Source organism: Aeromonas sp. 600276, assembly GCF_049175815.1.
In the GTDB taxonomy this organism is placed as follows: Bacteria; Pseudomonadota; Gammaproteobacteria; order Enterobacterales; family Aeromonadaceae; genus Aeromonas; species Aeromonas dhakensis.
On record NZ_JAAKVU010000008.1, the window covers coordinates 136,437 to 149,377 of the forward strand.

Sequence of the window (12,941 nt, forward strand, 5' to 3'; positions counted from 1 at the left end):
AATGCTTTATCATTGCCGGCTAACATAAAGCAATGACATGCAATGTCAACTCGATGAATCCTGTCGTAAAATGCATGTCTTGAATCAGCCGTAGCTACCACGGATTGCGCGAGTCTTTCACATGACAAAACGGACACTGGGATACTCCTATCCCATCGCCCTGACCATCAGCCTTGTTCCTGCCCTGACCCCTGCCATCGTGCAGGCAGCGCCGCTGACGCCGCCTCCCGCCACCGGGATCCTGGACGGGCTCTGCTATGACTATGTCCCCAAGATTGAAAAACTGGCGCCCGGCACCGACGCCAATGCCCAGCCCGTGGAGGTGGATGCCGATCGCCTCGAAGCCAAGCAGGGCGGCACCGCCGTCTATCAGGGCGACGTCAAGGTGCGCCAGGGCGTGCGCAAGTTCGATTCCGACTACGCCGAGCTCGATCAGAAGAGCCGGGACGTCATCGCCATCGGCAACATCTATTACAACGACGGCCAGATCACGGTCACCAGCGACAAGACCCTGAAATCCAACCTGGATACCAAGAATTCCGAGCTGGAAGAGGGCAAGTATCAGGTGCATGGCTCACCGGTGCGCGGCTCCGCCGACCGGGTCACCATGACCAACAACAACCAGAACATCACCCTGGAAGGGGCCCAGTACACCACCTGCCCACCGGGCCAGGAAGTGTGGACCCTGAAGGCGGGCAGCATCGACATCGATCAGACCGAGGTGTTCGGGGAGGCCTGGAACGCCAGCCTCTGGCTCTACGACTACCCGGTGTTCTACTTCCCGTACATCAACTTCCCCATCAAGGATGAGCGCAAGACGGGTCTGCTCTACCCGGGTTACACCCAGAGCTCCAAGAACGGCATGGACATCACCCAGCCGTTCTACTGGAACATAGCCCCCAACTACGATGCCACCATCACCTCCCGTTTCATGGACAGACGGGGCCTGATGGAGCAGGTGCAGTTCCGCTACATGCCGGATCCGGCTCACGTGGGCAGCCTCTATTTCGAGAACCTGGCCAACGACAAGCAGTACGACGAGACCCCGAGCCTCAACCAGGCCATGTCCGACGGTCACCGCTACCTGCTCAACGCCAACCACACCTCGCTGTTTGCCGACAACGCCATGCGGGTGTCGCTCGACTACACCAAGGTGCGGGATCGGGATTACAACTACTTCAACGACTTCTCTCCCAAGGTGGGTACCCAGGTCGAGAACCAGTTGCAGCAATCCCTGATGGCCGGTTACTTCCAGCCCAACTGGAACATCAACACCGAGGTGCGCACCTACCAGATCCTGCTGGCCAGCGCGCAGCAGCCCCACGAGCTGATGCCGCGCATCGACCACAACTACTACCAGCAGGGCAGCTGGTACGATCTCGCCTGGAACACCGAGATCACCAAGTTCGGCTACAACAATGCCCAGGCCATCGCCCAGAACCAGGGCGGCGCCTACACCGGCACCCGGGTCTACACGGCCCCGACCCTGACCATGCCGCTGATCAACGAGGCAGGCTACTACCTCGACAGCCAGTACAAGCTGATGTACACCCGCTACGATCAGGAAGTGCCGGACAACATGAGCCAGACCTTTGTCAGCCGCTTCACCCCTGCAGGGGCCAACGGGACCACGCTGGATGAAGGGATCATCACCCGCACCCTGCCGTCGTTCCGCCTCAAGGGCGGCATGACCTTCGAGCGCAACCAGAACTGGTTCGGCGGCGATGCCAACCAGACCCTGGAGCCGGAGTTCCAGTACCTCTATGTGCCCTACAAGGATCAGGACAACATAGGGGTCTATGACTCCACCACCATGCGCCAGGACTACTACAGCCTGTTCAGCGACCGCCGCTACGCCGGCCTGGATCGCATCAGCGACTCCAACAGAGTCTCCATCGGCCTCACCAGCCGGGTATATGATGAGGTCGGCGATGAACGAATTCGGCTGGCCGTTGCCCAAGCTTTCGATTTCGTTGCGCCCAGGGTCAAGCTCTATCCCAGCGAGACCCTGACCACCAACACCCGCTCCCCGCTCTCCTTCGAGGGGGATGCCAAGATCAACGAGCAGTGGTTTGCCCATGCCGGCGCGCAATATGATATGGACCAGAGCCGGCTCAGCTCCGCCAATAGCGCTCTCGAGTATCGCCACGAGAAGCTGATCAGCCAGTTGAACCACCGTTTCGTGCGCGACGCCAACTACGATCTCGAAAACCGGGGACAGGTCACCGACCTCAACCAAATCGGCCTGCTGTTGACCACGCCGCTCAACGATCAGTGGCACCTGTACGGGGGTTACTATCAGGAGCTGAATCAGAGCGTGAAGTCTGATCGCAAGGTGGGCCTGAAGTACGACTCCTGCTGCTGGAGCATCAACTTCAACCTGGAGTGGGTCAACACTCCGGACAACGTGACCCTGCGTCCGACCTCGGAGCGCAGCCTGGGCATTCAGTTTGAAATGAAAGGATTGGGTAGCGTGGGTACCGGCACCAAGGGCACCTCCCTTGACACCGAAGCACTGCCTTACATTCGTCCGTTTAACCTGCGAGACCAATAAGCGGTCTGGCAAACGCCTTGAGAGATGGATATGAAGAAGACGTTGATTTCCCTGCTGACTGCAGGCCTGTTCGGAGCCATGAGCCAGGGTGCCTTCGCCGCCCCCGAGCTGATGGACAAGGTGCTTGCCGTGGTCAACAAGGACGTGGTGCTGGCCAGCCAGCAGGAGGCCCTGGTCCAGAAGGTCAAGATCTCCGCCCAGGAAAACGGCCAGTCCCTGCCCGATGACGCTACCCTGCGCAAACAGGCGCTGGACCGCCTGATCCAGGAGAGCCTGCAGTTGCAGCTGGCCGAGCGCCAGGGCCTCAAGATCAGCGATACCCAGCTGGAGCAAGCGATCCAGAGCATCGCCGCCGACAACAAGATGACCCTGGATCAACTGCGTGCCCAGCTGGATCGCGAAGGGCTGACCTATGCCCAGTATCGGGAAGAGGTGCGCCGCGAGATCCTGATGAACGAGGTGCGCCGCAACCAGGTGCGCCGCCGCATCAACATCTCCGAGCAGGAGGTGAAGCAGGTGGTGGATATCCTGGCCAAGCAGGGTCAGCAGCAACAGCAGTACCATGTCGGTCACATCCAGGTTGCCCTGCCGGACAATCCGAGCGCCGAGCAGCTCAACGCCGCCAAGAGCAAGATTGAACGCATCCTGGCCGCCCTCAAGCAGGGCGCCGACTTCCGCAAGATGGCCATTGCCGAGAGCAGCGGACCCAAGGCGCTGGAAGGGGGTGACTGGGGCTGGATGAGCCCGCAAGAGATGCCGACCCTGATGGCCGAAGCGGTGCAGGGCGCCAAGAAGGGCGACATCGTCGGCCCGCTGCGCTCCGGTGCCGGTCTGCACATCATCAAGGTGTTCGACAGCAAGGGCCAGCAGCAGGTGGTGCAGACCGAAGTGCGCGCCCGCCACATCCTGATCAAGCCCTCCATCATTCTGAGCGAAGAGAAAGCCAAGGGCATGCTGGACGGCATCCTGCACGACATCAAGAGCGGCAAGGCGAGCTTCGCCAGCCTGGCGGAGAAGTACTCCGAGGATCCGGGCTCCGCGGTGCAGGGTGGCGAACTGGGCTGGTCCGATCCCAACGTCTACGTGCCGGAGTTCCGCGACATGGTCAACCGCCTGCAACCAGGCCAGATCAGCGAACCCTTCCGCACTACCCACGGCTGGCACATCGTCCAGCTGGAAGAGCGCCGCAGCCAGGATGCCACCACCAAGGCCCAGGAGCAGCGCGCCTATCAGCTGATCTACAACCGCCGCTTCACCGAAGAGTCCCAGGCCTGGCTGGACGAGCTGCGTGACGAGGCCTACATCCAGATCGAAGGCGCCGGCAGCTGATGACCTGTCGTCGCCTCGCCATTACCCCGGGTGAACCGGCCGGGATCGGCCCGGATCTGGTGCTGCAGATAGCCCAGCAGGACTGGCCGCACCAACTGGTGGTGATCGCCGATCCGGCGCTGCTGCACGAACGGGCCGCCCTGCTGGGGCTGCCCGTCGAGCTGCAGCCCTATGATGCCGGTCAGCCGGCACAACCGCAGCGGGCGGGCACCCTGACCGTCTGTCCGGTTCCCCTCGGCGCCGCCGTAATACCGGGCAAGCTGGACGAGGGCAATGGCGCCTACGTGCTGGCCACCCTGCAGCGCGCCTGCGACGGCAACATGAGCGGCGAATTTGCCGCCGTGGTGACCGGGCCGGTGCACAAGGGGATCATCAACCAGGCTGGCGTCTCGTTCAGCGGTCACACCGAGTTCTTCGCCCAGCAATCCAACACCGCCGACGTGGTGATGCTGCTGGCGACCGAAGGGCTGCGGGTCGCGCTGGCGACCACCCACATTCCGCTGGCCTATGTGGCGATGGCCATCACCGAGGATCGCCTCGGCAAGGTGATCCGCATCCTGGATGCGGATCTCAAAGCCAAGTTTGGCATCGCCAAGCCCCGCATTTACGTCTGCGGCCTCAACCCCCACGCCGGGGAAGGCGGCCACCTCGGCCGTGAAGAGATTGACGTGATCGAACCCGCCCTGGCCGGCCTGCGCCAGGAGGGGATCGATCTGGTCGGCCCGCTGCCGGCCGATACCCTGTTCCAGGAGAAATACCTCAAGGATGCGGATGCGGTACTCGCCATGTACCACGACCAGGGGCTGCCCGTGCTCAAATACAAGGGCTTCGGCAGTTCGGTCAATATCACCCTTGGACTCCCTTTCATCCGCACTTCGGTGGATCACGGCACCGCACTGGACCTGGCAGGCAAGGGCCTGGCCGACTCCGGCAGCCTGATCACCGCGATCAACCACGCCATCAAGATGGTAGAGAAAAAAAGATATGAGCAGTAAGGTGCACATGGGCCACACGGCCCGTAAGCGTTTCGGTCAGAACTTCTTGCACGATCGCTACGTGATCGACCAGATCGTGGCCGCCATCAATCCGCAGCCGGGTCAGAACCTGGTGGAAATCGGCCCGGGTCTGGCCGCGCTGACCGAGCCGGTCGCCGCCCAGATGGACAAGATGACCGTGGTCGAGCTGGACCGGGATCTGGCGGCGCGCCTGCGCGAGCACCCGACCCTGAAGGACAAGCTCACCGTCATCGAAGCCGATGCCATGCGTTTCGACTTCAGCACCCTGATGGGGGAAGGCAAGGGGCCGCTGCGCATCTTCGGCAACCTGCCCTACAACATCTCCACCCCGCTCATCTTCCACCTGTGCGAGTTCGCCGATCGGGTAGAAGACATGCACTTCATGCTGCAAAAGGAAGTGGTGCTGCGTCTGGCCGCCGGCCCGGGCAGCAAGGCCTATGGCCGGCTGAGCGTGATGACCCAGTACTACTGCCAGGTAGTGCCTGTGCTGGAAGTGGGCCCTGGTGCCTTCAAGCCGGCGCCCAAGGTGGATTCTGCCGTGGTCCGACTGATCCCGCACAAGAACCCGACTATCGTCGCGAAAGACATTCGTTGCCTGAACCGGGTCTGCACCGAGGGCTTCGGCCAGCGTCGCAAGACCATTCGCAACAGCTTCTCCAACTTCATCACGGACGCCCAGCTGACCGAACTTGGCATCGATGGCAACCTGCGCCCGGAGAACCTCTCCCTCGAGCAGTTCGTCATGATCGCCAACTGGCTGGCGGATCAGCCAAAGGCCTGATCCCGTGGCAACCCCGCACATCCTGATCCGCCCATACCCCTCGTATGTGGCGGATAGCAAAGACCCTTACCAGTTCCACTATCTCATCGAGATCGAGAACCTGGGGCCCGGCCCGGCGCAACTGCTGCGCCGGCGCTGGCTCATCACCGATGCCAATGGCAAGATGCTGGAAGTCGAAGGCCCCGGCGTGGTCGGCGAGCAGCCGGTCATCGCCCCCGGCGAGACCTTCCGCTATCAGAGCGGCGTACCGCTGGCCACCCCGCTCGGCGTGATGGAAGGGAGTTATACCCTGCAAGACGAGTCGGGGCAGCAATTCGAGGTGCCCATCGCACCCTTTACGCTGGCCGTCCCCCACATTATCAACTGAGGTTTCATGGCGAACTGTTTTGTTGGCGATATCCAGGGCTGTTACGACGACTTGCGCCGTCTGCTGGATCTGGCCGAGTTCGATCCCGCTAACGACGTACTCTGGCTGTGCGGCGATCTGGTCGCCCGCGGCCCGGATTCCCTCAACACCCTGCGCTTCGTCAAAGGGCTGGGCAACCGGGCCGTCACCGTGCTCGGCAACCACGATCTGCACCTGCTGGCGGTCGCCGATGGGGTCGCCCCGCTCAAGAAGAAAGACAGGCTGCAGGAGCTGATGGACGCCCCGGATCGGGACGAGCTGCTGGAGTGGCTGCGCCACCGCCCGCTGCTGGCGGAGCACCCCGACCTGCCCATCATGATGGTGCATGCCGGCATCTCCCCGGCGTGGGACGCCCGCACCGCCCGCAACTGTGCCCGCGAGGTGGAAAGCCTGCTGCGCGGTGATCAGTACCAGTGGCTGCTGCACAACATGTATGGCGATCAGCCCGATGGCTGGCAGGACGATCTGGTCGGGATCGAGCGCTACCGCTACATCATCAACACCTTCACCCGGATGCGCTTCTGCTATTTCGACGGCCGGCTCGACTTCAAATGCAAGAAGGGCCCCACCGAGTCGACCCCGGGCCTGCGCCCCTGGTTCGAGCAGCGCGAACACCATGTGGACGACCCCATTCTGGTGTTCGGCCACTGGGCGGCCCTGATGGGCAACACCGGCAAGCAGGATATCAAGGCGCTCGACACCGGTTGCGTCTGGGGCAACAGCCTCACCCTGTGGCGTTATGAAGATGATGCCCTGATCGCGACCCCCTGCCCCACCTACGCCAAGTAATGGTGAGGGAGCGAGCGTCTGGACAATCAGAGCCTCACCCTGTGGCGCTATGAAGATGATGCCCTGATCGCGACCCCCTGCCCTACCTACGCCAAGTGACGATAAGCGGCTGAACCTGAGCAACCCTGTGGTGCCATGAAGATGATGCCCTGATCGTCACTCACTGTCCCGCCAACGCCAAGTAGGCTGCAGACAATAAAACAAAACGGGCCCGGTATTGCCGGGCCCGTTTTTTATGGTGCATCCCTCACCCTAGAGCTTGCGTCCCAGTCGTTTCTCGATCTGCTGTCGCTCCCACTCGGGGCCGAACAGCTTGAAGGGCTGGAACAGGTTGATGGCATGGGAGATCAATCCCAGCCCCCAGCCCAGTGCCGGCCACCAGGCCCAGATATAGCCCGGGTTGCTCAGGTAGTTGATGACAAACAGCCCGCATATTACCAGCAGGTAGCTGGCGATGTGGTAATAGAAGCCCTTGAGCCCCTCCACATAACGCATGGCGGCCCGCTCCTCTACCGATACCCGGATCTGATCCCGTTCCATCGTGTCACTTCCTCTCATCTCATGCTCCTGTTGGCTTGTACCGTCAAGTTGCGCCACCTCGAGCTCAAAGACGGCGGCCAGGGCCTTGAGGGATTCCAGTCCGGGCTGCTGACCCTGCTCGATCCGCTGAATGGTGCGAACGCTCAGGCCGGTAAAGGCGGCCAACTGCTCCTGTGACCAGCCCCGCTGCAATCTCAACTTCCTGACGATCATCTCGAACTCCTTGTGGTTGATTGACGGGGCCAGCATAGGGGCCGGAGGGTGGCATGCGACACGACAGCAGCCTGACACCAACCTGACTTTCCTTTTAATTCAGTGCATTAGATAAATAGAGAGGGCAGAAATCCCATCTTTCCTCCCCATAACGCCCCCCTCTCGATGACCTGACAGCAGGGCGACAGAGGCGCTTCTAGCAAGATAGCGCCCTGCTCTTCGGGGAGTCGAGCTTATAGAGCCTGCATCAGCTCGGCGGCAATTTCAAAGGAGCGCAGCCGCGCCTGATGATCGACGATGGGACCGTTGAACATCAGCTCGTCGGCCCTGGTTTCCGCCAGCAGCGCCTTGAGGCCGTGGCGTACCTGATCCGGATTGCCCACCAGCGAGCGGGCCAGGGTCTGCTCCATCGCCACCAGCTCGCGCTCGGACCACTCCTCGCTCAGTTCGACGACGGGCGCCGGCAACTTGCCCGCGTTGCCGCGATGCAGGCGCAGGAACTGCTGCTGCAGGGTAGTGAACTGGAAGCGCGCCTCCCGCTCGCTGTCGGCGGCGATCATGTTGATGCAGACCACCGCATGGGGCTTGGGCCAGCGGGCGGAGGGGCGATACTGGGCGCGGTAAATTTCCAGCGCCTGCAGCAGCATGGCGGGGGCGAAGTGGGAGGCAAAGCCGAACGGCAGCCCCATGGCCGCCGCCAGCTGGGCGCTATAGAGGCTGGAGCCCAGCAACCAGATGGGCAGATGCAGCCCCTGGCCCGGCACCGCCTGCACCGCGCCCACCTCGTCGCCAAAGTAGTCCATCAGCTCGCGCACATCCGCCGGGAAGTCATCCACCTCGCCGCTGCGCTGACGTCTGAGCGCCCGCATGGTGCGCTGATCGGTGCCCGGTGCACGACCAAGGCCGAGATCGATGCGATCCGGATAGAGTGACGCCAGGGTGCCAAACTGCTCGGCAATGACCAGCGGCGAGTGGTTCGGCAGCATGATGCCGCCGGCGCCGATGCGCAGGGTATTGGTGCCGCCGGCCAGGTGACCGATCAGCACAGAGGTGGCGGCACTGGCGATGCCCGGCATGTTATGGTGCTCGGCCAGCCAGTAGCGGTTGTAACCCCAGCGCTCGGCATGACGGGCCAGATCCAGCGAGCGGCGAAACGATTCGGCCGGCTGCGAGCCTTCGGCCACGGGCACCAGATCGAGCACGGAATAGGGGATGGCAGACATGGGTCACTCCATTGATTCACAGACCAGTAACAAGGGGGGCAATGTAGCACGGGATACCTGAATGAATCACCTGATCGGCCGGCAAAATTGACGGACACGGGTTTCTGGAGCGCCAGCAGGGGGATTTTCTCTCTGTCACATCCCGATCTTTCTGAATGGGTTATTGTGTTTATTGTCATCCTGCAGGCACACTGCAGGTTGATCGTCTCTGCAATCGCCCGTGTGACAAGGATGTGTCCATGACAACTGCCAGGCCAGGTCGTAAACCCTTCTATGTGCATATCGCCACCCTCTTCATCCTGCTGTTCACCCTGCTCGGCAGCGCCCTCATCGCCTTGCAGTTCCAGCAAGGGGCACGCCAGGGACTGGAGCACGAGCGACAGAACTTCCTGCAGTATCGCCAGCAGCTGGCCCTCGCCCTGCAACTGAACGAGCGACCGGCCCGCATGTCTCTCAGCCTGTTGCGCAGCGGCCAGCTGGCGGCCATGACCACGTTGACCGAACGCCTGGCCTACCTGCCACAACTGGCGGAGGTGCTGGCCAACAGCCCCAGCTATGGGGCCGTCTATGCCGGCTACGAGGATGGCGACTTTTTTCTGGTGCGCAAACTGACCGAGCGAGCCAAGACCCAGCTGGGGGGCGTGCCGGCCGCCAGCAGCCTGCTGGTGCAGAGCCTCAGCCAGGGCAAGGGAGAGTTTCTCTATTTCGATCAGCGGCTGAGCCTGCTCGAGCGGCGCCCCATGCCGAACTACCGCTACGATCCCCGCAGCCGCGACTGGTACAAGCAGGCCCGCTGGCGCGCGGGGATCGCCACCACCAACCCCTACCTCTTCTTCACCACCAAGGAGCCTGGCATGACCCTGGCGGTGGAGAGCGACGACAGGCGCGCCGTGATCGGGCTCGACACCAGCGTCGAGGGGCTGTCGGCCCTGATCGGCAAGCTGCAGCTGCCCGCCCAGAGCCAGGTGATCCTGTTCGATGAGTACGCCACCCTGCTGGCCGCCGATCCCAGACACCTGCCCAGCTTCGAGCAACTGAGCCAGCTGCCCATGCTGGCCAGTCTGCCCCATCCGGCCCTGGCGGACCTGCAGCAACGGATCATCAGCCAGCCCACCCTGCTGAGCGACCCGGCCGAGCTCAACCTGACCGCCGCCGATGGCAGCGACTGGCTGGTCAACCTCTCCCCCCTCGGGAGCGACTCCCCCTTCCATATCGCCCTGCTGGTGTCGGCCGACCTGCTCTATCAGCAGGCCAGAGACGAGGCACTGGTCAATCTGGGGTGGGCGCTGGCGGGTCTGCTGCTGCTGCTGCCGGTGATCTGGCTGGTCTCGCGGCGTACCGCCACCCCGCTGCTGGCGCTCACCAAGGAGGCGGAGCGGATCCAGCACTTCGATTTTGGCGAGAGTCGGGTCCCCGAGTCTGCCATCCGCGAGATCGACGATCTGGCCCATACCATGTCAGGCATGCGGCTGACCCTCGGCAACTTCATGAACATGGGACGGGCGCTGGCGGCCGAACACCGCTTCGACTCCCTGCTCAGCCGCATCCTGCACGAAACCATCGCCGCGGTGCAGGCCGAAGGGGGTTGTCTCTACCTGGCTCAGGAGAAAGGAATGGTGGCGGTGCAGGCACTGTGGCGCAAAGCGCCGCTGCCGGCCGGGCAGATCCGCTGGCAGCAGGCCCTGTTTGGCGGGCTGGCCCGGGGCGAGCGGCTCAGCCTCGCCATCGACCAGCAGGGCTGGCAGCAGCATCTGGCCGACTGGGGCCCCTTCCCCGGCCCCTGCCAGCTGGTGGCCGAGCCCCTGCGCAACCATCGCCAGGAGCTGATCGGCTGCCTGCTGCTGATCCTGCCTGACTGCTCGGCCCGCGAGCTGGCCTCGCGCATCAGTCTGATCGAGGCACTGGCGGGCACCTCGGCCTCGGCCATCGAGAATCAGCGCCTGCTGGAGGAGCAGAAGCAGTTGCTGGAGTCCTTCATCGAGCTGATGGCCGGCGCGATCGACGCCAAGAGCCCCTACACCGGTGGCCACTGCCAGCGGGTGCCGGAGCTGACCCGAATGCTGACCGAAGCCGCCTGTGCCCAGCAGCAGGGACCGTTCGCCGAGTTTCGACTCAACGAGGAGGAGTGGGAGGCCATCCATATCGCCAGCTGGCTGCACGATTGCGGCAAGGTGACCACCCCCGAGTTCGTGGTGGACAAGGCCACCAAGCTGGAGACCCTTTACGATCGGATCCACGAAATCCGCACCCGCTTCGAGGTGCTCAAGCGCGACGGCTACATAGAGGCGTTGGCGGCCCGCCTGCCGGCGGCGGAGCGGGAAGCGGCCAGGGCGGCGGTGGCACCGCTCTGGAGCACCCTGGACGAGGAGTTCGCCTTTGTTGCCGAGTGCAACCTGGGCGGCGAATGGATGGCACCGGAGAAGCTGACCAGGCTGGATGCAATCGCCAGCCGCACCTGGCTGCGCACCCTGGATGATCGGCTCGGCATCAGCCGGGAGGAGCTCAAGCTGCGCCAGGGGGAGGCGGCCGCACCGCTGCCCTGCGTCGAACCCCTGCTAGCGGACAAGGCCGCCCACCTCATCCCCCGCCCCGTCCTCGATCAGCTGGACGAGCGCAATCCCTGGGGCTTCAAGGTGCGGGTGCCGACCCATCTCTACAACCGCGGCGAGCGCTACAACCTCGCCATCGGCCGCGGCACCCTCACAGAGGAGGAGCGCTACAAGATCAACGAGCACATCATCCAGACCATTCGCATGCTGGAGCGGCTCCCCTTCCCCCGCCATCTGCGCAGCGTGCCCGAGATTGCTGGCGGCCATCACGAACGGATGGACGGCAAGGGCTACCCGCGCCAGCTGCTGGGCAGCCAGATGAGCATCCCCGCCCGCATCATGGCCATCGCCGACATCTTCGAAGCGCTGACCGCCAGCGATCGCCCCTACAAATCGGGCAAGACGGTCTCCCAGTCGCTGGCCATCATGCAGAGCATGGTGCGCGAGCAGCACATCGATCCCGCCCTGTTTGCCCTGTTCGTCAGCAGCGGCATCTGGCGCGATTACGCCGGGAGATTCCTCGCCCCCGAACAGCTGGATCAGGTGGATGAAAGCGCCCTGCTGGCCGGGCTGGCCTAGGGCCAGGTCATATTTTCTTACATTTGCGGGCTAGCCTGAACGCCCCCGGCTGGTTATAACGGTGCCCCTATAGCGAAGGGGGAGCAATAGACTCCCCCTCACTCTTTGTCACACCACACTGTTCAGGTTATCTATGTCCAAACATCTCATCATGCTGGGCGCGCTGACGCTCTCCGGCTGCTCCCTGTTGTCTCCCCCCGCCCCGACCGTCACCCCGGTGCACCTGGCCGATGCCAGCCAGCGCGGCTTCTACATCGAGTGCAGCAGCATGACGGCCTGCTTCCAGCAGGCCAACCAGACCTGCCCGCAGGGCTACAAGGAGACGGATCGCCGTCAGCAGACCCTCTACAGCACCCAGTACACCGCGGGCAGCTATGACGACGAGAAGAAGGTCTACAAGGCTGGTAAACCCTATCGCATGGCCAACACGGTGCACTCCCTGACCATCCAGTGTCCGGTCGATATGGGCATCACGCCGCGCTGATCCGCGCTTTGCGGCCGGCACGAGGCAGCTGGCCCCGGCCGGCCGCTAGCCACCCTTTTCTTGTTTCATCGAGCACCACTCTCTTATGTCACCCCGAATTTTCCTGCTGGGCAGCCTCTTGCTGTCCGGCTGCGCCCTGCTGCCGGCGCCCGCTACCGTCACCGAACTCGCCTCCGCCAATCCCGCACTGCAACGCTTCCAGATCGAGTGCGCCGCACTGGAGGAGTGCCAGCAGCAGGCGACGCTGAGCTGCCCGCTCGGCTATCAGGAGACCAATCGCCGCCAGCGCACCTTCACTTCCCATCAGATGAGCATGGGGGCCGCCGATCCGATGACGGGGTTTCGCCCAAGCTTCCCCCAAAGCAGCACCTTCACCACCCATACCCTGCTGGTGCAGTGCCCCCGCAAGCCGGCACAGCCCCACCCGCTGGGACGCTGACAAAAAAGGGCCCGCAGGCCCTTTTTTCCGATGTCGCCA

The 12,941-nt window shown here is 63.2% G+C and carries 11 protein-coding genes; 9 read left to right on the top strand and 2 right to left on the bottom strand.

Annotated features, from left to right (window positions below; translation table 11 throughout):
• The first annotated feature begins 121 nt into the window (after positions 1-121).
• Genes lptD through G5134_RS10410 form a run of 6 tightly spaced genes read left to right on the top strand, consistent with a single transcriptional unit; the run spans position 122 to position 6,875 of the window.
• Positions 122-2,554: an LPS assembly protein LptD gene (gene lptD / locus G5134_RS10385; RefSeq protein ID WP_065018665.1), complete on the top strand. Its 2,433-nt coding sequence runs from the start codon at positions 122-124 to the stop codon at positions 2,552-2,554.
• A 30-nt stretch (positions 2,555-2,584) separates the two neighbouring features.
• Positions 2,585-3,883 carry a peptidylprolyl isomerase SurA gene (gene surA / locus G5134_RS10390; protein ID WP_005304159.1) on the top strand — a complete coding sequence of 433 codons (1,299 nt, stop codon included), beginning with the start codon at positions 2,585-2,587 and terminating at the stop codon, positions 3,881-3,883.
• Positions 3,883-4,878, top strand: coding sequence for a 4-hydroxythreonine-4-phosphate dehydrogenase PdxA (gene pdxA / locus G5134_RS10395; protein WP_065018664.1), 996 nt, complete (start codon positions 3,883-3,885; stop codon positions 4,876-4,878). Before surA ends, pdxA begins: the two co-directional genes overlap by 1 nt.
• Positions 4,868-5,680, top strand: a complete 813-nt coding sequence (gene rsmA / locus G5134_RS10400) for a 16S rRNA (adenine(1518)-N(6)/adenine(1519)-N(6))-dimethyltransferase RsmA (RefSeq protein ID WP_005304162.1) — start codon at positions 4,868-4,870, stop codon at positions 5,678-5,680. Before pdxA ends, rsmA begins: the two co-directional genes overlap by 11 nt.
• 4 nt (positions 5,681-5,684) lie before the next feature.
• Positions 5,685-6,047 carry a Co2+/Mg2+ efflux protein ApaG gene (gene apaG, locus G5134_RS10405; protein WP_065018663.1) on the top strand — a complete coding sequence of 121 codons (363 nt, stop codon included), beginning with the start codon at positions 5,685-5,687 and terminating at the stop codon, positions 6,045-6,047.
• 6 nt (positions 6,048-6,053) lie between these two features.
• On the top strand, positions 6,054-6,875 hold the full coding sequence (locus tag G5134_RS10410) for a symmetrical bis(5'-nucleosyl)-tetraphosphatase (RefSeq protein WP_005304169.1): 822 nt from the start codon (positions 6,054-6,056) through the stop codon (positions 6,873-6,875).
• A 252-nt stretch (positions 6,876-7,127) separates the two neighbouring features.
• On the opposite strand, the gene G5134_RS10415 is transcribed toward G5134_RS10410, so the two are convergent.
• Both G5134_RS10415 and G5134_RS10420 read right to left on the bottom strand, forming a co-directional pair.
• Entirely contained in the window at positions 7,128-7,628 is a 501-nt protein-coding gene (locus G5134_RS10415) for a 2TM domain-containing protein (protein WP_017763864.1), read from the bottom strand.
• 233 nt (positions 7,629-7,861) lie between these two features.
• On the bottom strand, positions 7,862-8,851 hold the full coding sequence (locus G5134_RS10420) for a luciferase-like monooxygenase (RefSeq protein ID WP_005304175.1): 990 nt from the start codon (positions 8,849-8,851) through the stop codon (positions 7,862-7,864).
• 155 nt (positions 8,852-9,006) lie between these two features.
• Between G5134_RS10420 and G5134_RS10425 the strand changes: the two genes are divergently transcribed.
• The 3 genes from G5134_RS10425 (at position 9,007) to G5134_RS10435 (ending at position 12,902) form a co-directional block, all read left to right on the top strand.
• Positions 9,007-11,979, top strand: a complete 2,973-nt coding sequence (locus G5134_RS10425) for an HD domain-containing phosphohydrolase (protein WP_421231995.1) — start codon at positions 9,007-9,009, stop codon at positions 11,977-11,979.
• 133 nt (positions 11,980-12,112) lie between these two features.
• Entirely contained in the window at positions 12,113-12,463 is a 351-nt protein-coding gene (locus tag G5134_RS10430; protein WP_017763861.1) for a hypothetical protein, read from the top strand.
• A gap of 85 nt (positions 12,464-12,548) precedes the next feature.
• Positions 12,549-12,902 (top strand): hypothetical protein, encoded by a 354-nt coding sequence (locus G5134_RS10435; protein WP_065018660.1) that lies wholly within the window; start codon positions 12,549-12,551, stop codon positions 12,900-12,902.
• Positions 12,903-12,941: the final 39 nt, after the last annotated feature.